We start from the raw sequence: 23,660 nt of genomic DNA, 5'->3' as shown, positions 1-23,660 counted from the left end.
ATAATCTTCCTGTATGAAAAATGCCACATTCTTTGCACCTGAAGCCACACATCAGTTTTCAAAACTATTTTTACAATATGTTGCTCAGGATGCTGCCTTAACACCTTTTATTGGCAAATGGCATTCAAAATCGGCGTTTGGCGAGCAGGTAGCCCTCAAGCAGGCACATTTTGATACATCGCACCGCAAAATATTACACGAATCAGTAGCGCGTCAGTATACACAAGGTAAATGCTCTGCACCTGCTACCTTAGATTTACTGACAGAACCAACTACTTTTACTGTAACAACAGGACACCAACTCAATATCTTTACCGGTCCGCTCTACTTCCACTACAAGATAATCACCGTTATCAATGCAGCCAAGCAACTAAAAGCCTATTACCCTCAGTATGATTTTGTGCCTGTATATTGGATGGCAAGCGAAGATCACGATGCAGATGAAATCAGCCATTTCAGGCTTTTCGGCAAAAAATATACATGGCATACTACCGAAAAAGGTGCAGTAGGCAGGTTCAATCCGAGTGGGCTGGTGGAAGTTGCACGACAAGCCCCCGAAATGCATCATATTTTTACCGATGCATATGCTAACAGCGCGACACTTGCAGATGCTACGCGAAAAATTGTACATTATTTCTATGGCGACGACGGGCTTGTAGTCATAGACGGCGACGACAGCGCGCTCAAGCGACTATTTATACCTGCACTGCACAAAGAAATCAGCGAGCAGGCATCTTTTCGGGCAGTCAAGCAAACTACAGCAGCACTCACTGCTTTAGGATACAAGGCACAGGTTACACCGCGCGAGATCAACCTATTCTATCTCGATGAGCAATTGCGCGAACGGATCGCGATTGAGCCACAAGGCAACCAGTCCCTGTTTCGAGTACTCAATACCAACTTGCGTTTTACAACAGCAGAACTGCTGCAATTAGCCGAACAGCACCCTGAAAAGTTTAGCCCCAATGTTATCATGCGCCCGCTTTATCAGGAGATGATTTTACCTAACCTTAGCTATACAGGCGGACCGGGCGAGCTTGCCTACTGGCTTCAACTGAAAGGTATGTTTGAAACTTTTCAGGTGCCGATGCCCCTACTGCTGCCGCGCAACTTCGCCCTGCTGCTCAACAACATCCATCAGAATAGGCTTGAAAAAGTCGGATTTACAATTGCTGATCTGTTTGCACCGGAGACAGAAAACAGACAAAAAATTATCCTGCGCGAACAAAACCACTACACCCACATTCGCCAGGAAATCGAAGCAATTGCCGAACAGTTCGATCTGATCATTGAAAAAGCTACGCACACAGATGCAACCTTGCAAAAAATGGCAGAAGCGCAGAAGGTGCTGACGCAAAAAAAACTTTTGCACATCGCAGGCAGGATTCGCAAGGCACAGGAACGCAAGCACGAGGCCGCTATTCGCCAGTGGACATGGCTGCGCGAGGAGCTATTTCCCGCCGGCGGACTGCAAGAGCGCTCGGAAAACTTTCTGACTTTTCTGCTCAATGACCTGAACTTGCTGGATAAACTCAAAGCTACATTCGATCCGTTTGACAGTCGCTTTGTGGTTATTAGTCTGTAGAAAGAATTAATTTCTAAACCAGAGAAAGCACGCAGATTGGGCAGATAACGAAGAAAAACGCGGTTTCTAATCTATAAAAATCCGTGAAAATCGGCGTAATCTGCACTTATCAGCGCGCTCAAAATTTGTGGGACTTACACAGACACTACTTCTTCAAACCGATTTCGCGCAGGCGCTCGTTGAGGAACTCACCTGCAGTTATATCAGGATATGCCTTAGGGTTTGCCTCGTCAATGCAGTTTGGCAAACAAGCCAAACTCATCTCAGAACGCGGATGCATGAAAAACGGAATAGAGAAGCGCGAAGTACCCATTTTCTCGCGTGGAGGGTTCACTACGCGGTGAATGGTTGATTTGAGGCGGTTGTTAGTATGGCGCTCTAACATATCGCCAACATTGACCACTATCTGCTCGGGCAGCGCTGTAATCGGAATCCACCGACCATCGCGGCGCAATACCTGTAAACCTTCTGCACTTGCACCCATCAGCAGCGTAATCAGGTTAATATCCCCATGAGCAGCAGCACGGACTGCATCAGGGGGCAGCGCATCGGGGTTTTCGATCGGGAAGTAGTGGATAGCGCGAAGGATGCTGTTGCCAAACTTGACTTTATCATCAAAGTAATTTTCGTCAAGACCCAAATAGAGCGCAGCAGCACGCAGCAGTTGCACGCCCGCTTGTTCCAGCGTGCGATAAGCCGCCAAAGACAATGTTCTGAATTCAGGTACTTCCGCATCCGGAAAAACATTGTCGGGATATTCCGCCTTTACAGGATCGTTAGGATCAGTTACTTCCTGACCTATGTGATAAAACTCTTTCAAATCGGGAACGGTATGTCCTTTTGCCTGCTCTTTGCCCTTGCCAATGTATCCGCGCTGACCCGCAATTTCAGGGATTTCGTACTTCTTCTTCACCTCGTCCGGCATGAGAAAAAACTTCTTCACCGATTCGTATAACTTTTCAGTAATTTCATCGCTTAGCCCATGATTTTTGACAGCTACAAAGCCAATATTTGTCCATGCATCGCCCAAATTCTTCACAAAACGAGCCTTGCGCTCAGGATCGCCGCTGGTAAAGTCTGCCAGATCTAAGGAAGGAACTTCATCGTACAAAATCTCGCTCATTGTTTATCGGGTAATTTTAAGGTTTGTAAAAAAACAGCAGGCAAAAGTAGTAACTATCAGTTAATCGCGGGCTAAAATATAGCTTAAACAATTGTTGTATGTACAAATATTGTGAATATATTTGCACGAGAAATATATGTTACAACATCTAAATCTTTTCGCAAATATGGCACAATGGGTAATTGACACTTCACACAGCGAAATCCAGTTCAAGGTAAAACACCTGATGATCTCAACGGTAACAGGCTCTTTTGGTACTTTCTCGGGTAATGTTATTACTCAAGGCGACGAAGACTTCACCAATGCGCAAATTTCTTTTACTGCTGCTACTGCTTCCATCACCACAGGTCAGGCAGATCGCGATAATCACCTGCGTTCAGCGGACTTTTTCGATGCAGAGCGGTTTCCCGAAATAGTTTTTACTTCTTCTGCTATGAAAAAAACAGGAGGCAACAACTTCGAGCTGACCGGAACGCTTTCTATGCATGGCATAAGCAAAGAGGTTACTTTGAATGCTGAGTTTTTGGGTATTAACAAAGATCCTTGGGGTAACATTAAAGCCGGATTCGAGCTAACAGGCAAAGTAAACCGCAAAGATTTTGGTCTGAACTGGAATGCAGCCTTAGAGACAGGTGGCGTACTGGTAGGGGAAGAAGTAAAATTAATTGCCAACGTGCAGTTAGCACGTCAGTAAGTAGTTGAAGTAGGATAGATTGGAAAAGCCGCCTCAGTTTTGGGACGGCTTTTTTGCGTAAAAAAAGGCTACATTTTTAGGATAGGCTCAGCTCTTGCTTAAACCGCAACAGCAGTTCTACATCTTTCAGCCCCGGAGCAATTTCAAAACGACTGTTTACGTCTATAGCATACAACATAGGCAGTTGCAACTCATTGATCGCTGTAGCCTGCTCGATTCCGATTCCGCCGCTGAGGAAAAAAGGCTTTGGCGAAGCATAGTTTTGCAGCAATTCCCAGTTGAAAGTAACGCCGTTGCCGCCATGATTCTTACCTTGCGTATCGAACAGAAAGAAATCTACTGCCTGCTCGTAAGTTGCCAACCGGACAAAATCAAAAGTTTGACCAACAGCAAAGGCCTTAATTACGGGCAACCCTGTTTGCAATCGCATCTCATAGCAGAAATCGGGAGCTTCGTTGCCGTGCAGTTGTAGCAATTGCAGCCCGTAGTCTGCGGCGGCGCGGCTGATTTCGGCTGCCGACTGATTGACAAAAACTCCTACTTTTTTTGTACCCGAAGGAAATACAGGCAAGTCTTCAGGCGGCAGTTCGCCCATAAACCGCGATGATCCGCGATAGAATATCAAGCCTGCATAATCGGGTTGTACTTTGTCAAGAATTGCCGCTATGTTAGCAGGGTCTTTCAGACCGCATATTTTCCATTGCATAACTTTTCTATTTTTATTGCTCCGCACCGGCCACTAACTTGCGGACACATAGCCAAAGATACACCGCTATTTACGATGAAAAACTTTACTGTTAAAACCCGCTACAAAAAACTGCTTGCAGACACAGTTACTCCCGTAAGCATCTACTTTCGCTTGCGCGACAAGTTCATTAATACGCTACTGCTGGAAAGCTCTGATTATCACGGCAATGAAAATGCTTTTACCTACATCTGCTGCGAACCTGTGGCAGCATTTCAGGTGGCAGATGGTCAAATGCACATCCAGATGCCCGATGGCAGCGCGGAAAATCATACCGTTAATGCAGAAAATTCGGTAGTAGATGCACTGAACCGCTTTGCTAAGTCTTTTCAACCTGCCTCTCTGCTGTCTGAAAAGTTCATCAGCAACGGTATTTTTGGCTATATGGCATACGACGCAGTAAAGTATTTTGAAGATATTACGCTGCCCGCCAAGTCAAAAGAAGGCTTTGAAGAGCGCATTCCCGACATTTATTACCAAGTTTTCCGCTATATCATCGCCATCAACCACTTCAACGAAGAGTTGTATATTTTTGAGCATCAATATGGCGATGAGCAGCTCGCCGAAGATGGTATTGCACAAATTGAAGGTATTATCTGCAATAAAAACTTTGCAGCCTACCAGTTTGAGCCTGTGGGCAGCGAGCGCTCCAACTTCACCGACGAAGAGTTCCTGCAAATCATTGCCAAAGGCAAAGAACACTGCCAAGCAGGCGATGTGTTCCAGATTGTACTGTCGCGGCGTTTTGCGCAAAATTTCCGAGGCGATGAGTTCAACGTCTATCGCGCACTGCGCGCGATCAATCCTTCGCCCTATCTGTTTTACTTTGACTACGGTAATTTCAAGATTTTCGGCTCTTCGCCTGAGGCGCAGTTGGTCATCAAAGGTGGCAAGGCAGTGATTTATCCGATTGCGGGGACGTTTCGCCGTACCGGCAACGACTTGCAGGATGCAGCTGCCGCACAACGACTCATGGAAGACCCCAAAGAAAATGCCGAGCATATCATGCTAGTAGATTTGGCGCGCAACGATCTAAGCAAACATTGCGAGGAGGTAAACGTAGCCACTTTTAAGGAAGTGCAGTATTTCTCACACGTTATTCACTTGGTTTCTAAAGTAGAGGGCAAACTCACCGATCCAGAAAAAGCCATTCAGATTGTGGCAGATACCTTCCCTGCGGGAACGCTTTCAGGTGCGCCCAAGTACCGCGCCATGCAACTCATCAATCAATACGAAACCATTAGCCGTAGCTACTACGGCGGCTGCATCGGCTTTATGGGCTTCAACGGCGACTTCAATCAGGCAATTATGATTCGTTCGTTTCTAAGCATCGGCAATACGCTGCACTATCAGGCAGGCGCAGGCGTGGTGTTCAAATCGGACAACAACAGCGAACTAGAAGAGGTAAACAACAAACTACGGGCCCTGCGCACTGCGCTGCAATTAGCAACGGGTTTTGAAAATTAGGTTAACTTTTAGAACGCAACTGCTATTTTAGAAAGAATTTGCGCCGTAACATCAGTTTGCAGCCACCACATGATCCAGTCAAAAATCATCAGCCATGCGCCTTGCAGGATGATGGCTTTGCCGAAGCCTTCCCAGCGAAGGCTGTTGCGGTCGTTGCGGCGAGCGCGTTCGATCAGGTACAAGCCTCCCATAATGTAGGCTACATCTAAGGCAGCATTGAACAGGTAAATCTTTTCGATACTGTACTGTTCGACAATAGATTCCCGAATATTCATCAGGCTGACCCCTGTTTGTATAGCCCCCCAGTAGCCGCCTGCAGCCAGCACAATATTAACAAAGTTCCAGTAGGCATTCATTTGCCAGAAGTAGCGGCTTGCGCCTTTGTTGCGGCGGGCTTTCCAAAAGCCAATGACGATGTTAAAAAATGCCCATGTTCCCAACAGCATCATGCCTTGCTGGTTGAGGTTGAGCCGCGCCAGATTGAGCGTTACGAGAGAGTCAAGTAGTAGCATCAATGATTGTAAAGTCTTTTTGAACGTATAGTAGTGCTTCTCTAACTCGATAGCTGCCGCTGATATTGCACATCTGACACATTTTAGCGGTGTAACATACTGTCAGATGTGCTCAATTTATATCAGTGGCGGATCCTGCCTAATAAGAATCAGCTGAAAGAAATTACACCAATGCTTCTTTATCTTGTGCGATGGTGATGATTTCGCCGTCGGTCAGGCGGGTAGTCAATCCTTGCGTTTTTGGCATTTCGTAGTGGAAGAAATATTTCATTGCTTGCAGCTTGCTTTCATAGAAGGCTGTTTCGTCTTCGCTCAATCCGCCTATAACCAGCGCTTGATGAGCGGCAATGCCTTGTTTGAGCCACTGCCAGCCAATGGCGTTGAGGCTGAACAGTTCCATGTACAGCGTCGCATCGGCAAGGAACAATTCCGCATCGCCTTTTTGTGCGATTCCCATCAGATGGGCGGTAACTTTTTGTAGGTTGCGCATTTGGCTTTCCAAAATGCCCGCATATTTTTTCAGGCTGTCGTAAGCAGCCGCTTCCTGAATGGTTTTGGCAACGGTTTGCATGTACAGCGCGCCTGCCTTGCCGTTTTGCATGGTCAGTTTGCGACCCAGCAAATCCAGCGACTGAATGGCGGTAGTGCCTTCGTAAATAGCGGTGATGCGAATATCTCGGTAGAGCTGCTCTAAGGGGAAGTCTTTACAGAAGCCGTAGCCGCCCAAACATTGCAGACCCGCGCTCACAGAAGCGATGCCCGCCTCAGATGGATAGGTTTTTGCAACTGGCGTGAGCAGTTCGAGCATCAGCAGGTTGTTGGCTTTTTCTTCGCCTTCGGTAATGTGCGCCAAATCGGCATATTTAGCCGTTTCCATCAATAAGCTAAGCGAACCTTCCACTACCGCTTTTTGGAACAGCAAGAGGCGCTTCACATCCGGATGATTGATAATCAGCGTCGGCGGATTGAGCGGGTTTTTCTCATTCAAACGGCGACCTTGCGGGCGCTCTTTGGCATATTCCAGCGAGGCGTGGTATGCGGCTGAGGCAATCGCCGCAGCGGTGATGCCTACCAAAATGCGGGCTTCGTTCATCATTTGGAACATGTAGGCAAGCCCTTTGTTGGGTTCGCCTACCAAGTAACCGTAGCAGTTGTCATTTTCGCCCATCATCAGGTGCATGGCAGGCGTGGCTTTCTGTCCCATTTTGTGGTAAATGCCTGCGGGCAGCACGTCGTTATCCACCAATGCGCCGTTTACGACGCGTTTTTTGGGTACGACGAACAGCGAAATGCCTTTCGTACCGGCAGGCGCGCCTTTGATACGCGCCAGCAGCAGGTGAACAACGTTATCCAGCACATCCAAATCGCCGGCAGAGATGAAAATTTTCTGTCCCTTGATTTTGTACATGCCGTCTGGGGTTGGTTCGGCAGTCGTTACGATGTCGGAAAGGGAACTGCCGGCTTGCGGTTCGGTGAGCGCCATTGTGCCTTGCCACTCGCCCGAGTACATGCGTTCCATATAGGTTTGTTTCAGGTAGTCGCTGCCGAAAGTGCGAATCAGGTTAGCTGCGCCTGCGGTTAGCCCCGTGAAAGGCATGGCGCTGTTGTTAGCCGCCTGAAAAATGAACTGCCCCAATGCGTTGATAGATTCGGGCAATTGCATGCCGCCTTCGTCTAAAGGAACGGTTGCGTTAACCCAACCGCCCTCTGCCAACGCCTTAATAATGTTCTTCACTTCGGGATGTACCTTTACTACGCCGTCTTTCAGCTCGGGTTCGTTGCGATCCATATCGGCGAAGTAGGGGAACAGGTGCGTGTCTGCCAGCTGAAAGGCAGCATCTATCATCATATCGAAAGACTCGCGGTCGTGGTGCGCAAAGTATGGGTGTTTTGTCAGCGCTGATAAATCGTGTACCTCATGCGTCAAAAACTTCGCATTTCGGTTGCTCGCATAGTGTTTAGCCATAGTTTTCCCGTTTTTCCAAAATAGTATGCATACATAACAAATGTAAGGAAAGCGATTGGGAAAAACTATAAATGGTGCATTAAAATTATAGCGCATAATAACCAACCGCTTCCTTGTAATCTTTGTTACTTTTGCATATGATTCACTACAAATCTTTTGTTTTAGACAACGGTTTGCGGGTATTGGTACACGAAGACCATTTTGTGCCGACCGTGGCCATCAATCTGTTGTACGATGTCGGCTCGCGCGATGAGCGACCCAATAAAACCGGATTTGCGCACTTGTTTGAGCATCTGATGTTTGGCGGCTCTGTCCATATTCCGCAATACGATGAGCCGCTGCAAAGAGCCGGGGGCGAATGCAACGCCTTCACCAGCGCCGATATTACCAATTATTATATCACGCTGCCCGCACAAAATATTGAAACAGGCTTTTGGTTAGAATCTGACCGCATGTTGTCGCTTAGCTTCAAGCCCGAAGTGTTGGAAGTGCAGCGCAAGGTGGTCATTGAAGAATACAAACAGCGCTACTTGAACCAGCCTTACGGCGACGTTTGGCTGCGCCTGCGCCCAATGGCGTACAAGGTGCATCCTTACCAATGGGCAACCATCGGGAAGGATATTTCGCACATAGAAAACGCCACGATGGACGATGTGAAGGAGTTTTTTTTCAATTATTACCGTCCGAATAACGCAATTTTGGTAGTGGCTGGAAACATTACGACCGAACAAGTCAAACGCCTTGCCGATAAGTGGTTTGGTCCTATTCCTTCGGGCAATGTGCCTATGCGGCAACTGCCCCGCGAACCCCAACAGACCGAAGCCCGCAGCGAACACGTGGAAGCGGACGTTCCCGTGAGCGCACTTTACAAGGTTTGGCACATGTGCGAGCGTCTTGCGCCAGAGTACTATGCAACCGACCTTTTGAGCGATGTTTTAGGAAGAGGCAAATCTTCGCGGCTGTATAGCCGCTTAGTTGAAGAGCAGCGCCTGCTTACTTCGGCAAGCGCCAGCATCTTGGGCAGCATAGATAATGGTTTGCTTACTGTTTCGGCTAAAACTGCCGAAGGCGTGAGTCTGGAGCAAGCAGAGGAGGCAATCAATCAAATTATTACCGAATTGCAATCCGATTTGCTTGCCGAAGAGGAACTGCAAAAAGTAAAAAATCAAGCGGAATCCACATTGATTTTCGGTGAAATGGAGGTTTTGAATCGGGCGATGGGATTGGCTTATTCAACCGCGCTGGGCAACCCCGACCTGATTAATCAGGAAGCTGATAAAATACAGACTGTTACAACTGCTGACATCCGCCAAATGGCACGAGAAGTACTGCGCCCCGATAATTGTTCAACTTTGTATTATCATGCTAAAATCAGTTGATTTTGGCTTGGCAATTGCAATACCTTCACCATGCAACTAATTCGATTACGATTATGAAAAGATTCAATTTGTTTAGTTTACTCGCGCTTTTATTTTTTTGCACCGCCTGCCCTTACCAATCGTCTGTACCGGTAGATGAGCCTAATCAGGCGGTTAAGGAAGAATTTTTAGGCAAATGGAAAGTAGATGTTGCCGCCAAAGACTTTTATGAGGTTACAAAAGTAGATGAAAACATTTACCAAATTGTGGAACATACGCATAAAATAGAAGGCGCAGTTGAACGCAAAACTTATGTGGCGCATACATCGGCCGTTGGCAACATGACTTTTCTCAATGTGAAAATGACCCGTCAGGGTACAAATTCCATTCCCAACGCCGATTTTCTGATTTTTAAAATGAAATCCGTCAGCGGAGATAAAATCATGCTTCTGCCTGTTACTGAGAATGTGCGCGAAAAATTTGATAATTCAGCGGATTTAAGAAAATTTATTGAAGCAAATGATGCGTTGAGTTTCTTCTACGAAAAAGAAACGGTTTACACAAAAGTAAATTAAAAGGCTTTACCCGCCTACGTATGCCAAAGCGCCTTGAACTGTTCAGGGCGCTTTTTATTTGAAATAGCGCTTGTAAATGGGCTTCCGATACAAAAACTGTAAGTATAACGCAGGAAAAAGCAGCCAACTAAGTGCCTTTATGGGGGCTTCAAAGGTAATATCGTCTATGATACGCGTACCGTTAGGCGTTGCCTGTAGCAAATGTTTATGCCGCCAGTAGCCCAGAAAGAAGGGCAGTTTGATTCCCGCATCTACAAAATAGATTTCATTGTTTGCATCTGCCTGCTCAATAATTTTGCTAATCCAAAACTGTTTGAAAAGTAAAAAGTTAAGTTCTATATGTACCTCATCATTTTTCAAAGAGCCGTCGAAGCGCAGCAACTTGATGGGTGGAAAGGGCGGCGCAAGCGCCTGAAAAAGATTTTCATTGAAATTATCCCAAACCTTTTGCAGGTTGGCGCTTACTTCTGTGACTATAACGAATCGCATAATTTCTAAAAACAGGTTTTTATCCATAACATTTTTTTTGCAATTCGGTTTTAATTTTTAATATTGCGTACTATCCCCAAAATTTAAACGTGTGAATGTATGAAAACTATCACCATTACGCCGGAAATGTATCCGGTTATCATAAAAGCCTACGAGGAGAAAAAAGCCAAGTTGCAAGAACAGATCAAGGCGCTGCAAAATCAGTTAAAAGAAATTGATGCGGAAATCAGCGAACTCAGCAGCGAACTGAAAAAAAAGCCTGAAATAGTAGGAAAAGGTAGTAAAAAGCGCACGGCAAAAGCCGCAACCACCAAGCGTAAATCATCGGGTGTATATCTGAAATTAGACTATGAAGGTTTGGTACTCCAAGCATTGAAAGAAGCGTCAGAGGCACTCGAAATAGCTGATATTCAAGCAAAAATCATGGAAAGTCAGGGCTTAGATGAAAGCTATGCACAAAAGGTGGGAGCCAACGTATATCGCATTTTGTCAGGACTCAAAAAGCAAGAAAAAGTTGCTTCGGAAAAAGTAGAAGGTTCCAGAAAAGTTCTTTACAAACTGCTTTAATATTCAATTTTACAGGTATGAGTCATCCCGTTTTAGAACGCTGATTACACAGATTATTACGTGTTCTTCATTAGAAAAAATCCGCGTTATTTCGTGTAACCTGTTTGTATCCGTATTCTATCGGAATGACTCATATGCGAATTATTTCAATCTCAATGTTATCGTTGTGAAATAACTTTTCTGTTCGCTCCGGACGGGCATCGGTAATGAATACTTGTCCGAATCTTCCGCCCGACATTAACAACATCAGTTGCTTGATCCGCTCGTCATCTAACTTATCGAAGATGTCGTCTAACAGCAGCAGTGGTTTGATGCCTGTCTGTTGCGTTAGGATTTCAAATTGTGCCAACCTCAAGGCAATTGTATAAGATTTTTGCTGCCCCTGAGAGGCAAAATTTTTAAGTGGATTATTGCTGATTTCAAAAATAAAATCATCGCGATGGATGCCTTGAGAGGTGTATTGTAAGGCTAAATCTTTCGACTGATTTTGTTTCATAAGCACTGTGAAAGAGGGCGTTTCAGCAAGCGAAGACCGGTAAGTCAAAGTAACTTCTTCATTGGACTGGCTAATGAAACGATAGTTTTCTAAAAAGATAGGTACAAATTTTTCTATAAACTTCATGCGCTCGTCGGCAATGAAATGCGCAGGCGAGGCAAGTTGTTCGTCGTAAATTTCTAACATAGAAACGTCTTGCTTTCTCTCAGCAATTTGTTTGAGCAAGCTATTGCGCTGTTGCAGCAGCCTGTTGTAGCGCATGAGTTGCTCTAAGTAAACCTTACTGAGCTGGCAGAGGATGTTATCAAAAAAGCGGCGGCGCAGTTCGCTGCCCTCGCGCACAAGGTCGCTGTCGTTTGGTGTAATGAGCACACAGGGAAACTTACCTACGTGCTCGCTGATCTTCGTATAAGCCTTTTTGTTGAGTTTTAAAATCTTGCCTCGCTCGCGGCTGAAACTCAACTGTAAATGCATAGGAATATCCTCGTGTTCGATCGTACTTTCTATGATAAAAAAACTTTCACCAAATTTCCAGTTTGCCTGATCTGTATTTTGAAATGCACTTTTTGTCATGCACAAATAATAAATGGCATCGAGTAGATTTGTTTTTCCTACTCCATTTTTCCCTACAATTCCATTAATGCCGGCTGAAAAAGTAAAAGTTGCTTCTCCGTAGTTTTTAAAATTGCGCAGTTGTAATTTGCTCAGGTGCATTTTAGAATTTTTATTTATTGCCAGCCAGTGAAACTAACAGTCCTTCGCGCAGAGAGGCAGAAACTACGCGAATCTTTTCCAACTGAAACGAGCGTACAATAAAATATACAATACAAGAGCCGGTAACTATCAAGTCTTTTCTCTCAGCCTTCATGCCGGGCATTTCGCCGCGCTCGATTCTATTTTTGAGCAGTAATTTTTTGTGAATATTGTAATATTCCTCTATCGGCAACTGATATTCCGGCTGTTTTTTATCGTAAGTCATACCGTTCACGCTTGCGTACAGTCTGTACAGGGTACTGAACGAACCGGAAGATCCTATAAGTACTTTGGGTTTATACAGTTGTATTGCATCGGCTAAGGGCTGCAAAGTGCGGGAAAGGTACTGGTTCAACGCCACTACGTTGTCTGCAGGGATTGGATCTATGGTGTGGAAACGGTAGAACAAACGCTGTACGCCTATTTCAAAACTTCCTTTCCAGAAAATCTGCTCGCCGTTGCAAATCACAAACTCTACGCTGCCGCCGCCAATGTCGGTAATGAGCGAAAGTTCATCAATCGGGATTGTAGCGCGGATGCCTTCGTAGATCAGCTCGGCTTCGCGTTCGCCGTTAATTACCTCTACCTGAATGCCCGTTGCCTCGACAATGCGTTTGACTAACATTTCCCCGTTTTTGGCGTTGCGGACTGCGCTGGTAGCGGCTGCACCAACTTTTTCACAGTTGTGTTCCCTGATGACTGCCTGAAAATCGCGCATGGCGTTCAGCGCTCGCTCCATAGCTTCAGGGATAATCAACTCCTCGTTGATGCCGCCTTCGCCCAGCCGTACAAAACGATCTTCTTTCACTAAAATATTCAGTTTTCCCTCAGCAGTCCGCTCTGCTACTAACAAGTGAAATTGATTAGTTCCTAAATCTATCGCTGCAATTTTCATGTTTTAGTTGGACGTTAGTCGCGTTCGATGCCGCTATCAAAAATACTTTGTTCTATTACAGTACCACTCTCGACAATAGCTCTGCCGATACAGCTTGGGATTTGGCAGTAGGCTACCTGCTCGGCACTGCGGTACACAAGTCCGATATTGGGCGCATAAATTTCCATGCGCTTATCCTTGCCGACGAGCGTTGAATCGTTGCGCTGCAAAACCGTCAGCGTCTGGTCGTAAGATCTGCCGTCGAAGATGCGGCGCGTCCCAATATCGGTAATGCGGTAATTTTCGCGGCTGAGCGTATTAAACTGGTTGCCATTCCATGTTAGGCCTACCCGCACAGGAAAAACGAGCCGCAAAAAAGGCACATTTTCTTCGGTTCGCATCGCAAAGGTAGGGGTCTTGCGCACCGTCCATACATTGATAATCTCCCAGTTGGCGCGTCCGTTGGCGCGGCGATAGCGCACCAACCGCCATGCTTCATCGCCAGCAGGGGTTATGTAGCGTTCGCTTACTACCTCTTTGAGCTGAAATGTGATTATCTCGGGCGGCTGATTGAGGCGAAAGGTAGTTTGCCGCACATTGTACGATACGAAACGCCCTCTTTCTAATGGAAAATATTCGCTGCCTTCCTGCGGATTGAGCGGCTCTAAAGGTTGGGTATCGCATCCGGCTAAGCCTATTGCTAACACAAAAGCAGCCAGCAAATATTTGAAACGAAACATATTATTGCCTCCTTCAATTTTTTCACGATAATTAACACAAGATCCGTGGGTTAATTATTCTTAAATCCTCATCACGGGGAATTAAAAGTATGCAAATTTGTGCAGAGTACGGTAGATAAATTCAGATGAGGCGCATTATTTTAGTATTAACAATTTGTTTGAGTTACTTTTTTGGTGTTCCTCAGGTTTTTGCGATCCCGCCGGCTGCTGATGCTATAACTCCCGATATGGCTTGTATCCCTACAAACAACCCACAAGCAGCAACAGACAGTTTCCTGATCCGCAACGTATTTATAGACTGCAATAAACGCACGTTAGATCGCATTATTTTGCGCGAACTGGCTTACAAGGCAGGAGATAAAATTGCAAAAGACAACATCCACACTACACTTCAGAAAGAAGCCAATAAAATTTTCAATACCAATCTGTTTGTACTGGTAGAAGTTTTTTACTTTCCTGTAGCCAATGATACGATAGACCTCATTGTAGCAGTTACGGAAAAATGGTATTTGTACCCGATCCCGTATGTAGAGCTTGCCGATCGCAACTTCAATGAGTGGTGGCAGCAGCGCGGGCGCGATTTAGATCGCCTGATTTACGGTATCAAATTTTCGCAACAAAACGTGCGCGGCAGAAATGAACATCTCAAACTGACTTTTCAGTTGGGCTTTGTCCGCAAGTTTGAGTTGGAATATAACATCCCGTACATAGACAAAAAACAAACAACGGGTCTGAACTTCAGGTTTTTATACGACAATAATAAAAATCTGGCATATGGCACGGCTGATAATCAATTGATGTTTTTGCGCTCAGATGAGGTATTGCGCAGCCGCTTTACTGCCGATGTTGCGATTTTCAAACGGAGCCAGTTCTATAACACGCACTTTTTTGAGCTTCGCTACCACAACCACCGGATTGCTGATACAATTACACGGCTGAACCCCGAATATTTTCTGAATGGAGCAAACCGCCAGCGCTATTTCGAAATTGCGTATATTTTCAATCGAGACCTGCGCGATATGGCAAACTATCCGCTCAAAGGACGCTACCTGCAAATTACAGCGCTGCAAAAAGGGCTTAGTTCTTTTGATGACTTAAATCTGTTCGACTTCAAGCTCATCTATGCGCGGTTTCTGCAATTAGCTAAACCACTCTATTTTTCGACCAGTTGGCGTGGTCAGATGATTTTTCCGCTCCGCGTCCCTTTTGCCGAGATGCGCGGTTTTGGCTACAGCGGTACATTTGTGCGCGGCTACGACCTGTATGTAGTAGATGGGCCGCGCTATGGCGTTTGGAAAAACACACTGCGTTGGCGTGTTTTTGCTAATGATCATTTTTTGCGCAACGTAATCCCGATGGAACAGTTCAAATCTATTCCCGTTGCGGTTTACCTGAAAACTTTTGCCGATGCAGGCTATGTAGACAATCCTTTTGTCAGCGTAGAAAACAAACGACTAACCAATCGCTGGCTGGCCGGAGCAGGCACAGGGTTAGACCTTGTGCTGTATAACTCTGCCGTACTGCGATTTGAGTATTCTCTGAACCGCGAAGGGGATCGCGGATTTTTCTTTAACCTGATGACCGATTTTTAGGCACAAGGCTATTGCATCATGTCAGCAAGGCGTTCGCCAATCATAGCGCCAATAGCAACACCCATACCGCCCATGCGCACACCAAGAAAAACTTGCGGCAGGGTAGGGTGTACCTCCAAAATTGGTTGCTTGTTTGGGCCAAAGGCCATAATACCTGCCCAACGCATATCTATTTTAAAATCTCTGTCGGGTAAAATGATTTGCCGTAATTTATCCTCGAGCAAACTCATAATGAGCGGCGTAACCGCAAAATCTGTAGTCGTTTCTGCTGCAAAATCAGCATTACGACCGCCGCCAAAAAGAACGCGGTTGCCCACGTTGCGGAAGTAATAGTAGCCTTCGTCCATGTGAAATGCTCCGCGAAAAGGCAAGTCGGGGATAGGCTCGGTGATCAGCACTTGCCCGCGCCCGGGACGTACGTCGCAGTCAGGAAATAGCTCACCGGTAAAGGCATTGGTGCATACAGCCACTTTTTCTGCCTGAAAATCAATATTTTGTGATGATGTATGCGCTGAAATGACAATTTTCTCTCCTTGTTCACGCAGTTCACGTACTTCACAACCTGTTAATAGGTGTACTCCTCGCTCTGCGACATATTGCCAAAGGCTTTTCATCATTTGCCCTGTGTGCAGTATTCCTTCTAAAGGATTGAAAACTAATGCTTTAATGTATTCAGGATGGAAGCCGAAATCGCGAATTTTATCATTGTGCAAAGTGAATATCTCTTGCTTGAATAACTTGAACAACTTGAAATTAATAGCTTCTAAATGTTCGAGACTATTCAACTCTTGTTCACCGATGAGTTCATACCCACCAACAGGCTCATAGCCAATACGCGCATCGCCGAGCCTTTGGCGCAGCCTCTGCAAGCCTTTCCAGCGCAGCTCCACCAGTGCAAGCATTTCATCTTCAGTCATGGTTTGCAAATCTGCCAGCAGTTCGGTCAGGCTGCCAAAGCAGGCAAAACCTGCATTTTTGGTGCTTGCGCCTGTGGGCAGCGCGCCGCGTTCAATCAGCAAAATGCGTTTGTCGGGCTGCTGCTCTGCCAGCGCTGCGGCCGTAGAAAGCCCGACAATTCCTCCTCCGATTACTGCGTAGTCATAATCGGTAAAAACAGTTTTTTCCCAAAAACTCAGCATATCAGTTTACATTATCTCCGCGCAAAGTTCGGAATCTTCGGCGAGCTTCGGTTGTGAAAACACTTCCTTTGCACTTGATCAGCACGTCTTGGTAGAGTTGCATCGCCATCTGTTTATCCTTAAGATTTTCTTCATAGATTTTACCCATGGTGAAGAAGGCATCATCAGCCAGAATATCGTCGGGATATTCTTCGGTAATTTTTTTGAGGCGTTCTATTGCTTGTCCGAATTGTCCGCGTTTGATATAAATATTTGCCTGTGCCCAGTAGATTTCATCAGTCAGCGAGTGTCCGGGGTAGGTGAGGAGCATCTTGTCGTAGCGGGCGAGTGCATCGTCAAACTTATTTTGGAATACGAGCAGTTCGATGGCTGCAAATTCGCGGAGGGTGGTTTCCGCAGTATCCAATTCCAAGTTATCGCCAATGAGCAGCGAGAGTTGCATCGCATCGTTGGCAATTTCGCGCGATGTAGCTTCTTTAAGTACGTCTAAGTATTCTTTTGCAAACTCAAAATCGCCTTTGAAATAGGAGAGGCGGGCATTGCGTAGTTTGGCCTGCTGCCCAATGTTGGTGTTTTTTTCGGCTTTCTCAACCTGTGCATAGAGGAGTGTACTTTCCCAGGGTTCGCCTTTGAGCAAATAAATATCACCCAGATCCAACTTAGCTTGGGCAATTAGACTGGTTTTCATCACAGGCGAGGTAGCTATTCGCTCTAAGATTGTGATGGCAGTATCTTTATTATCTAAGTAGAATGCGTGCAACAGTGCCATGCTGCGTGCAGCCTCGGCAGTAGATTCGCGCAAACCTACCTCGCTCAGCATACGCGCATATTCGTTAGCCAACTGTCTGATTTTCACCATATCCACCGGAAACGTATTTTTTACGACTTCCTCGCGCGACTTGATCAGCATCCGACGCGCTACAGGGTACAAATCGCCCGAAGGATAGCGTTCGATCATGTATTCAAAAATCTTGATTGCGCTCATAAAGTCTTTGTTTTCTATGGCAATCATGCCCAAGTCGTAAAGCCCCATACCCTCCAATTTTTTACGACGGTCAATCGCTTTTGCCTGCACAAGCGCTTTGTTGAAGTCTTTTAACTGGATGTAAAACCAGAGCATCATTTCGTTGTAAGCAATCTGATCGGGGTACTTTTGCAGGTAGCGCACCAGAATACCCTCCATCTTGGCGAAGGCATCCTCATCGCGCAGGCGGGATTGTAACACGCTCTGCACATAATCCAACTGGCGTTCGCCTTCGGTAAGCAGCTCCATGTACTCCTCGATCATCTTATCTATTTTGCCTGACAAGGAGTAGAGAAAGGCCATTTCATAGATAAACTTATCATTACCGTTTTTCCTGCCCATCATGTACAACTGTTCGGCATAGTCAAACAGATTGGCATTAATAAAATATCGAGCTGCATACTTTATTTGGTTATCATCCTTGCGGATCGCATTAATGAATGACTCAAAGTGTTTGTTTGCCTCCTCGCGTTTTCCCATAAGCCCCAGTACGACACCAAAATCTACATTGAATAGACCTTCCGTAGGATATGCCTTTACTTGTCTGCGCAAGTATTTTTCTGCCTCGTCTAATTGTTGCAGTTTCAGCAAGGCATCCAAATAGTTTTTATGAACCTCATATACATATTGTTTGTTGCGCACTAATTGGGCATAAATCGTTGCTGCTTTATCAAATTCACCATTGCTGTAATACTCGTTGGCAAGATCTACATCATTCTGCCCTTGCGCCTGTGTCTGAAAGGAAATACTACAGCTTAGAAGCAAAAAGAGCAAAATACTTTTTAGGTTATTCACAATACTTGGCATATACTATTCAATGATACAAAGTTTTAAAATTGTCTGAAGTTGATTGTTGAGAGGTGTACGGCTTGAACAACCGCTCAAATTTGACGACTATTCACATTTACAGCCAGATTGTCATTGGTTGTTCATTTAGGTGTGTACATTAATCGAGTTGTTATTAGCAAGTTAGCTTATTTATTCAACGAATTATTCAAATGTGAAGTTCGATGTTCATGTGTCTAAATGCAGGAACGTACTTGAATAGCTCTCGGCACAGCGTGAATAAATCTCATGGATTGGTGTATAACAAAAGAGGTATCAACTGAAGTCTTCAGAGTTAATACCTCTTTATTCAATGTTGTACACGAGTTGTTCAAGTATTGTTCACTACAGATCAGTTAGCATTGCGTATCGGAATTTGTTCTCTGCTGGTGTCAATGATGTTGTCTTCGTAGTCCCACTTGGGTTTTACTTTAATGACTTCACCGAATACATAGATCGGTTCGGGGAGGATTCCTTTCGCAGGGTTGCCCGGATCCCATTTGCCGTTATTGTTCAGGTCGCCAATGATGCGAATGCGTTTATCGCCCGGTGTAACATATTCAAATTTGAAATTCTTCTTATTGAACAACTCCTGCTCTACAGCGAACTTGTCCGATGTCAGTTGTACGATGAAGTACGGGTACGTAGTTCTTACTTCGCCGCTGATCGTTGCCAGATCGTTCGGGTCTCGCTCTTTGTAGGTAATCTCTTTGGGTTTCAGCGTGTCGGCTTCTACGGATATAAAGGCATTCTTACCGATTTTCATTTTGAACTCCTTGACGTTCTTGCCCAAGTCTTTATTGATCGTAAGTCGGGTAAAATTTTGATCCCATGTATAGTCTTTTGGATCTAACTTTTGCTTTTTGAGCGTATCTTTATTTGCAACTACCTGATAATCAATGCTATCCATAGAAAATTCAATCACAGGCTTATTGAAAACAATGTCAAACTTCAGTTGATTTATTTCCGGCGTAACTAAAGATCCGCTTATAGGCACTTCCTTAGCTTCAAAGGGCCCCTTGCGGATATTTTTTTCTTTGGACACATCGGCAAATGAAATACTGAGTGTATCGGCGATTCTGTTACCTGCTGAATCTTGAGCGGCTAAGTAAATTTTGCTGCTGTCGCCTATGTTGTAGGCTTCGGTACGGAAAAAGCGGATTATATCATTTTCTTTGAGCCAACGAGCTTTTGCAAAGAAACTACTGTCGGCGTATTGCAAATCAAACTCCTGCAAGCCTTTGTTAAATTTGATTTCGTAGTATTGGCGTATAGTGCGCGCTTGTGTACGGCGAAAAGGGCGTGTATCGTAGCGCACTGTTTGCAGATTGACGATGCGGAACGAGCGAGTAGTCAGATCTACTGGTATAGAATCAAATCCGATAGCTTCTTGCGTATTGTTATAGATCAGGTCGCTTTTACTACCTTCTTGCAAGGCATAGATTTTATACCGATCAGGCTTAATATTTTTCAAATGAAACCTGCCTAATGAGTCTGTACGGGTTTGGTATAGGGGCTTATGTTTAAAAATATCTAAGGTGTCATCGGCGCGATACAACAGCACGGAGGCTTTGATTTCAGGTAAGCCGGTTTGGAGTCGAGTTACTCTGCCGCTAATATTGGCTGTATCTATATGCTCGCCTGTACTGAATGCAATGCGTAGATTTTCGGCTTTATTGCGCTCGTTGGTATCTTGTATAGTTTCACCGAAGTCAAAAACATAAGTTGTTTGTGGCTCAAAAGGCTGGTCAAATATGAGGGTCAGGATATTTTTATTGAGCTTGAACTCGTAGTCGCCTTTGATGGTGGGTGTAATGATCAGACCTGATTTTAGACTTTTGAGTTCTATGTATTCGTCAAAAACTAATTTGATAATCTGACCATTGAACCGAACGCTTTGATCCTTAGGGGTACTAAGCAAAAGTTGCGGCGGCTGTTCGTCTTTAGGTCCGCCGGAGGGTGGAGTACCCATATTGGCACATGCAGCTAGCAGGCAAATGATGAGCACTCCAATAATGGTTTTTGGTAGCATTCTTACTTGTCTAAGTAAACCATGATGATAGAAATATCAGCAGGGGAAATACCGCTGATGCGAGAGGCTTGCCCCAGCGTTTGCGGGCGCATACGGCTCAATTTTTCGCGTGCTTCGTTAGAGAGCGCCCGAATTTCCTGATAGTTGAGCATTGGGTGCAATTTAATATTATCCAGATTGCTCAGGCGCACGGCTAAACGTTCTTCCTTTTCAATATAGGTATCATACTTGATTAGGATTTCTGCCTGCTCGGCAGCTTCAGGATCATACTTAGCAAGCTCTTTGCCCAGTTGACTGTCCATCTGTGCGAGGTGCTGTATATTAATTTCCGGTCTTCTGAGAATTTGCTCGGCTTTGATTTTCTGGCTCAATAGTGCCGATCCCATATTTTGCAGTTTATCGTTTGCTTCTTCAGGAGAGATACTTTTCTGTTTTAGGTATTGGAGAATTGCTGCTGTATCTTGCTTTTTGCGCAACATTTTGTGGTAGCGTTTTTCGTCGGCAAGTCCTAACCGATAACCTTTTTCGGTTAGGCGCAGATCTGCATTGTCTTGCCTGAGCAGGATGCGGTATTCTGCTCGAGAGGTAAACATGCGATAAGGCTCTTCTGTGCCTTTATTTACCAGATCGTCAATCAGCACGCCGATGTAGCCTTCTGAGCGCTGTATAATGAAAGGCTCTTTTTCAAAAATTTTATTGTAGGCATTAATGCCGGCGATGAGTCCCTGACAGGCGGCCTCCTCATAGCCCGTAGTACCGTTAATCTGTCCGGCAAAATATAAATTCTCTACTAACCTTGTTTCGAGTGTCAGTTTGAGTTGCGTAGGTGGGAAGTAGTCGTATTCAATGGCGTAGCCGGGGCGAAACATGCGTGCATTTTCAAAGCCCGGAATCATTCGCATAGCTTTATATTGCACATCTTCGGGAAGTGAAGTTGAAAATCCATTGACATATACTTCTACTGTGTTCCAACCTTCAGGCTCTACGAAAATCTGATGTCGCTCGCGTTCGGCAAAGCGGTTTACTTTATCTTCGATAGATGGACAATAGCGCGGGCCTATAGACTGTATCGTACCATTGAACATAGGTGAGCGATCAAACCCTGCGGCAAGGGTATCGTGTACTTGCCGGTTGGTGTAGGTGATATAGCAACTTCTCTGGTGGAGCAATGGAGGCGTATCGGTGTAAGAAAACTTACCTGCTGGTTCATCGCCCTTTTGTTCTTCCATTGCCTCGTAATTCAGCGACCGTCCGTCCACACGCGGGGGAGTTCCGGTCTTCATTCTACCTGCTTCGAAGCCCAAACTTACCAACTGTTCAGTAATTCCGAAGGCAGCCTTCTCCCCTGTTCTACCGCCACCAAATTGTTTTTCGCCAATATGGATAAGCCCGTTAAGAAAGGTTCCATTGGTCAGGATGACAGCTTTTGCTTCAAAGACAATACCGATAGCAGTTTTGACACCCGTTACTCTGCCGTTTTTAACGACAAGTCCTGTAACCATTTCCTGCCAGAAATCTATATTAGGGTTTTGCTCCAAGGCGAGTCGCCATGCTTCTGCAAATCTCATCCGGTCGCTTTGTGCACGCGGACTCCACATTGCTGGGCCTTTAGAGCGATTGAGCATACGAAACTGGATCATAGTTTTATCGGTAATAATACCCGACATTCCGCCCAGTGCATCTATTTCTCGTACAATTTGTCCTTTGGCAACTCCGCCCATAGCAGGATTACAACTCATTTGTGCAATGGTTTGCATATTCATAGTAACCAGCAAAACCTTTGCACCCATAGTGGCTGCTGCATGGGCTGCTTCGCAGCCGGCATGTCCTGCGCCCACTACTATTATGTCATATGTTGGGTACATTGCAAGTTGAATTTTCTTTTACAAAATTAGCATATAAACCGATAAACCTACTGATGTGTTTGGTTTTGAGTCGTTAAGGATTGTTATTAACAGACGACTACCAGTTTCTCTCCTGTAGTTGCCATCGGAACTTACATACCTGCTGATGATACCTCTGATTGAATGCGCTGGTATGTGTATTTGAGTTACTTTAGCCTAAGTATTGTAAACAATTAAGGCAATGTTTCACGTGGAACATTGCCTTGCAATAATTTTGACAAATGGAATTAGTTTGGTTTATTGATGTTCCACGTGGAACATTAGGCTTCTTGATTCATGGCTGCTGCCTTTGCTTCAGCTGCGGCTTTCAACATGTTTTCCAAAATTTGGATACAGTTATCTTCTTCTTTACGCATGATTTTTTGATCACTTGCGTTCTTGTCTTTGAATCCGCAAAGATGCAAAACCCCATGAACCATCACGCGGGCCAGTTCATTCAGCATCTCTTTGTTGAACTTTTTTGCGTTTTCGGTTACGCGATCAATGCTGATAAATACATCGCCCGAAATTTCATTAGAACCCGGTTCTGAATTATCAAAAGTGATAATATCAGTATAGGTGTCATGGTTCAGATACTGCATATTGATACTATGCAGGTAATGGTCTGAGCAAAATACGTAGTTTAGCTCACCAACCTTTCTACCGTACACATTTTCAATCAGGTATGCAATCCATTCTTTATATATCTTTTTGGATGGCAATTTGAAGATGATGTTTTCGGTAAAGAAATGCACTTTTTTACTCATCGCAGTTTAATTTAAGTTTTTAGTAATTGAATAAGTAGTGAGTTGTTATTTAGGTTAGATAAAAAGTAAGATTAACCCGACTGCCTTGCATCTGAAACTCTACTTCGTCTGCAAGATGTTTAATAATGAAGATACCCCGACCACCCGGTTCTAACAAGTTTTCAGGCGCAGTGGGGTCTGGCAGATTTTCGTAGTTAAAACCTTTGCCTTCGTCGCTGATCGTGAAAGAGATCTTCCGATCATCTATCATCATTGATAAAGCTACCAGTTTCTGCTTGTCAGACTTGTTGCCGTGAACAATAGCGTTATTCACAGTTTCTGTTACGGCAATCATAATGTTGCCGTAGATATCATCATTAATGTGTAGTTGCTCTTTCAGATCTTCTATGAATTTCTCCACCACCCTGACATTCTCAGGGACAGATGGTATATGTAACTCTTGTACTGCGTTCAT

General features: G+C 45.0%; 21 protein-coding genes. 7 read left to right on the top strand and 14 right to left on the bottom strand.

Translation table 11 applies throughout. The annotated features are described in order from the left end of the window. Nucleotides 1-13 precede the first annotated feature (13 nt). The gene (bshC, locus tag ACWIP2_RS14750) at nt 14-1,585 is read left to right on the top strand and encodes a bacillithiol biosynthesis cysteine-adding enzyme BshC (RefSeq protein ID WP_448520705.1); all 1,572 of its coding nucleotides are present in this window, start codon (nt 14-16) and stop codon (nt 1,583-1,585) included. 145 nt (nt 1,586-1,730) lie between these two features. Here the strand turns inward: bshC and ACWIP2_RS14745 are convergent, their stop codons facing one another. Beyond that, a complete protein-coding gene (locus tag ACWIP2_RS14745; protein ID WP_448520704.1) occupies nt 1,731-2,708 on the bottom strand; it encodes an isopenicillin N synthase family dioxygenase in 978 nt (325 codons plus the stop codon). Between the two features lie 166 nt (nt 2,709-2,874). Here ACWIP2_RS14745 and ACWIP2_RS14740 point away from each other — a divergent pair, with 166 nt between their 5' ends. Next, nucleotides 2,875-3,402 carry a YceI family protein gene (locus ACWIP2_RS14740; RefSeq protein WP_448520703.1) on the top strand — a complete coding sequence of 176 codons (528 nt, stop codon included), beginning with the start codon at nt 2,875-2,877 and terminating at the stop codon, nt 3,400-3,402. A gap of 76 nt (nt 3,403-3,478) precedes the next feature. Here ACWIP2_RS14740 and ACWIP2_RS14735 read toward each other — a convergent pair whose 3' ends face one another. After that, nucleotides 3,479-4,108 carry a phosphoribosylanthranilate isomerase gene (locus ACWIP2_RS14735; RefSeq protein ID WP_448520702.1) on the bottom strand — a complete coding sequence of 210 codons (630 nt, stop codon included), beginning with the start codon at nt 4,106-4,108 and terminating at the stop codon, nt 3,479-3,481. Between the two features lie 75 nt (nt 4,109-4,183). On the opposite strand from ACWIP2_RS14735, the gene ACWIP2_RS14730 reads away from it, so the two are divergent. Next, nucleotides 4,184-5,614 carry an anthranilate synthase component I family protein gene (locus tag ACWIP2_RS14730; RefSeq protein WP_448520701.1) on the top strand — a complete coding sequence of 477 codons (1,431 nt, stop codon included), beginning with the start codon at nt 4,184-4,186 and terminating at the stop codon, nt 5,612-5,614. Nucleotides 5,615-5,622: 8 nt separating this feature from the next. Here ACWIP2_RS14730 and ACWIP2_RS14725 read toward each other — a convergent pair whose 3' ends face one another. Continuing rightward, nucleotides 5,623-6,126: a DUF6992 family protein gene (locus ACWIP2_RS14725; protein WP_448520700.1), complete on the bottom strand. Its 504-nt coding sequence runs from the start codon at nt 6,124-6,126 to the stop codon at nt 5,623-5,625. Between the two features lie 163 nt (nt 6,127-6,289). After that, nucleotides 6,290-8,092 carry an acyl-CoA dehydrogenase gene (locus ACWIP2_RS14720; RefSeq protein ID WP_448520699.1) on the bottom strand — a complete coding sequence of 601 codons (1,803 nt, stop codon included), beginning with the start codon at nt 8,090-8,092 and terminating at the stop codon, nt 6,290-6,292. Nucleotides 8,093-8,229: 137 nt separating this feature from the next. On the opposite strand from ACWIP2_RS14720, the gene ACWIP2_RS14715 reads away from it, so the two are divergent. Both ACWIP2_RS14715 and ACWIP2_RS14710 read left to right on the top strand, forming a co-directional pair. After that, nucleotides 8,230-9,471 (top strand): M16 family metallopeptidase, encoded by a 1,242-nt coding sequence (locus ACWIP2_RS14715; protein WP_448520698.1) that lies wholly within the window; start codon nt 8,230-8,232, stop codon nt 9,469-9,471. Between the two features lie 53 nt (nt 9,472-9,524). Further along, the gene (locus ACWIP2_RS14710; RefSeq protein WP_448520697.1) at nt 9,525-10,025 is read left to right on the top strand and encodes a hypothetical protein; all 501 of its coding nucleotides are present in this window, start codon (nt 9,525-9,527) and stop codon (nt 10,023-10,025) included. Nucleotides 10,026-10,079: 54 nt separating this feature from the next. Here the strand turns inward: ACWIP2_RS14710 and ACWIP2_RS14705 are convergent, their stop codons facing one another. After that, the gene (locus ACWIP2_RS14705; protein WP_448520696.1) at nt 10,080-10,514 is read right to left on the bottom strand and encodes an SRPBCC family protein; all 435 of its coding nucleotides are present in this window, start codon (nt 10,512-10,514) and stop codon (nt 10,080-10,082) included. A 99-nt stretch (nt 10,515-10,613) separates the two neighbouring features. Here ACWIP2_RS14705 and ACWIP2_RS14700 point away from each other — a divergent pair, with 99 nt between their 5' ends. Next, nucleotides 10,614-11,081 carry a DUF5320 domain-containing protein gene (locus tag ACWIP2_RS14700; protein ID WP_448520695.1) on the top strand — a complete coding sequence of 156 codons (468 nt, stop codon included), beginning with the start codon at nt 10,614-10,616 and terminating at the stop codon, nt 11,079-11,081. A gap of 130 nt (nt 11,082-11,211) precedes the next feature. Here the strand turns inward: ACWIP2_RS14700 and recF are convergent, their stop codons facing one another. Genes recF through ACWIP2_RS14685 form a run of 3 tightly spaced genes read right to left on the bottom strand, consistent with a single transcriptional unit; the run spans nt 11,212 to nt 13,944 of the window. After that, nucleotides 11,212-12,291: a DNA replication/repair protein RecF gene (recF, locus tag ACWIP2_RS14695; protein WP_448520694.1), complete on the bottom strand. Its 1,080-nt coding sequence runs from the start codon at nt 12,289-12,291 to the stop codon at nt 11,212-11,214. Nucleotides 12,292-12,301: 10 nt separating this feature from the next. Then, the gene (locus tag ACWIP2_RS14690) at nt 12,302-13,225 is read right to left on the bottom strand and encodes a Ppx/GppA phosphatase family protein (protein ID WP_448520693.1); all 924 of its coding nucleotides are present in this window, start codon (nt 13,223-13,225) and stop codon (nt 12,302-12,304) included. Nucleotides 13,226-13,239: 14 nt separating this feature from the next. Continuing rightward, nucleotides 13,240-13,944, bottom strand: coding sequence for a hypothetical protein (locus ACWIP2_RS14685; protein WP_448520692.1), 705 nt, complete (start codon nt 13,942-13,944; stop codon nt 13,240-13,242). 158 nt (nt 13,945-14,102) lie between these two features. Here ACWIP2_RS14685 and ACWIP2_RS14680 point away from each other — a divergent pair, with 158 nt between their 5' ends. After that, complete coding sequence (locus ACWIP2_RS14680) at nt 14,103-15,536, top strand: BamA/TamA family outer membrane protein (RefSeq protein ID WP_448520691.1); 1,434 nt, start codon at nt 14,103-14,105, stop codon at nt 15,534-15,536. Nucleotides 15,537-15,544: 8 nt separating this feature from the next. Here the strand turns inward: ACWIP2_RS14680 and ACWIP2_RS14675 are convergent, their stop codons facing one another. The 6 genes from ACWIP2_RS14675 to ACWIP2_RS14650 all read right to left on the bottom strand — a co-directional run bounded on the left by ACWIP2_RS14675 (nt 15,545) and on the right by ACWIP2_RS14650 (nt 23,660). After that, a complete protein-coding gene (locus tag ACWIP2_RS14675; RefSeq protein ID WP_448520690.1) occupies nt 15,545-16,675 on the bottom strand; it encodes an NAD(P)/FAD-dependent oxidoreductase in 1,131 nt (376 codons plus the stop codon). Between the two features lies 1 nt (nt 16,676). Further along, the gene (locus ACWIP2_RS14670) at nt 16,677-18,464 is read right to left on the bottom strand and encodes a tetratricopeptide repeat protein (protein ID WP_448520689.1); all 1,788 of its coding nucleotides are present in this window, start codon (nt 18,462-18,464) and stop codon (nt 16,677-16,679) included. A gap of 412 nt (nt 18,465-18,876) precedes the next feature. Next, nucleotides 18,877-20,556, bottom strand: a complete 1,680-nt coding sequence (locus tag ACWIP2_RS14665) for an Ig-like domain-containing domain (protein ID WP_448520688.1) — start codon at nt 20,554-20,556, stop codon at nt 18,877-18,879. 2 nt (nt 20,557-20,558) lie between these two features. Next, entirely contained in the window at nt 20,559-22,421 is a 1,863-nt protein-coding gene (gene mnmG, locus ACWIP2_RS14660) for a tRNA uridine-5-carboxymethylaminomethyl(34) synthesis enzyme MnmG (protein ID WP_448520687.1), read from the bottom strand. 299 nt (nt 22,422-22,720) lie between these two features. Further along, nucleotides 22,721-23,206, bottom strand: coding sequence for an rRNA maturation RNase YbeY (ybeY, locus tag ACWIP2_RS14655; RefSeq protein ID WP_448520686.1), 486 nt, complete (start codon nt 23,204-23,206; stop codon nt 22,721-22,723). A gap of 49 nt (nt 23,207-23,255) precedes the next feature. Further along, on the bottom strand, nt 23,256-23,660 hold the full coding sequence (locus ACWIP2_RS14650) for an ATP-binding protein (RefSeq protein ID WP_448520685.1): 405 nt from the start codon (nt 23,658-23,660) through the stop codon (nt 23,256-23,258).

This window comes from Rhodoflexus sp. (assembly GCF_053489755.1).
The sequence above is the reverse complement of the archived record's forward strand: the minus strand, read 5'-3'. Positions and strand labels throughout refer to the sequence as shown.

Bases quoted from the DNA above. Each gene is read 5' to 3' on its own strand.
- ACWIP2_RS14675 (WP_448520690.1), bottom strand. From the start codon at position 16,675: ATGCTGAGTTTTTGGGAAAAAACTGTTTTTACCGATTATGACTACGCA.
- recF (WP_448520694.1), bottom strand. From the start codon at position 12,291: ATGCACCTGAGCAAATTACAACTGCGCAATTTTAAAAACTACGGAGAA.
- ACWIP2_RS14650 (WP_448520685.1), bottom strand. From the start codon at position 23,660: ATGAACGCAGTACAAGAGTTACATATACCATCTGTCCCTGAGAATGTC.
- ACWIP2_RS14715 (WP_448520698.1), top strand. From the start codon at position 8,230: ATGATTCACTACAAATCTTTTGTTTTAGACAACGGTTTGCGGGTATTG.
- ACWIP2_RS14690 (WP_448520693.1), bottom strand. From the start codon at position 13,225: ATGAAAATTGCAGCGATAGATTTAGGAACTAATCAATTTCACTTGTTA.
- ACWIP2_RS14740 (WP_448520703.1), top strand. From the start codon at position 2,875: ATGGCACAATGGGTAATTGACACTTCACACAGCGAAATCCAGTTCAAG.
- ACWIP2_RS14685 (WP_448520692.1), bottom strand. From the start codon at position 13,944: ATGTTTCGTTTCAAATATTTGCTGGCTGCTTTTGTGTTAGCAATAGGC.
- ACWIP2_RS14710 (WP_448520697.1), top strand. From the start codon at position 9,525: ATGAAAAGATTCAATTTGTTTAGTTTACTCGCGCTTTTATTTTTTTGC.
- ybeY (WP_448520686.1), bottom strand. From the start codon at position 23,206: ATGAGTAAAAAAGTGCATTTCTTTACCGAAAACATCATCTTCAAATTG.
- ACWIP2_RS14725 (WP_448520700.1), bottom strand. From the start codon at position 6,126: ATGCTACTACTTGACTCTCTCGTAACGCTCAATCTGGCGCGGCTCAAC.
- ACWIP2_RS14735 (WP_448520702.1), bottom strand. From the start codon at position 4,108: ATGCAATGGAAAATATGCGGTCTGAAAGACCCTGCTAACATAGCGGCA.
- bshC (WP_448520705.1), top strand. From the start codon at position 14: ATGAAAAATGCCACATTCTTTGCACCTGAAGCCACACATCAGTTTTCA.
- ACWIP2_RS14720 (WP_448520699.1), bottom strand. From the start codon at position 8,092: ATGGCTAAACACTATGCGAGCAACCGAAATGCGAAGTTTTTGACGCAT.
- mnmG (WP_448520687.1), bottom strand. From the start codon at position 22,421: ATGTACCCAACATATGACATAATAGTAGTGGGCGCAGGACATGCCGGC.
- ACWIP2_RS14730 (WP_448520701.1), top strand. From the start codon at position 4,184: ATGAAAAACTTTACTGTTAAAACCCGCTACAAAAAACTGCTTGCAGAC.
- ACWIP2_RS14700 (WP_448520695.1), top strand. From the start codon at position 10,614: ATGAAAACTATCACCATTACGCCGGAAATGTATCCGGTTATCATAAAA.
- ACWIP2_RS14745 (WP_448520704.1), bottom strand. From the start codon at position 2,708: ATGAGCGAGATTTTGTACGATGAAGTTCCTTCCTTAGATCTGGCAGAC.
- ACWIP2_RS14705 (WP_448520696.1), bottom strand. From the start codon at position 10,514: ATGCGATTCGTTATAGTCACAGAAGTAAGCGCCAACCTGCAAAAGGTT.
- ACWIP2_RS14665 (WP_448520688.1), bottom strand. From the start codon at position 20,556: ATGCTACCAAAAACCATTATTGGAGTGCTCATCATTTGCCTGCTAGCT.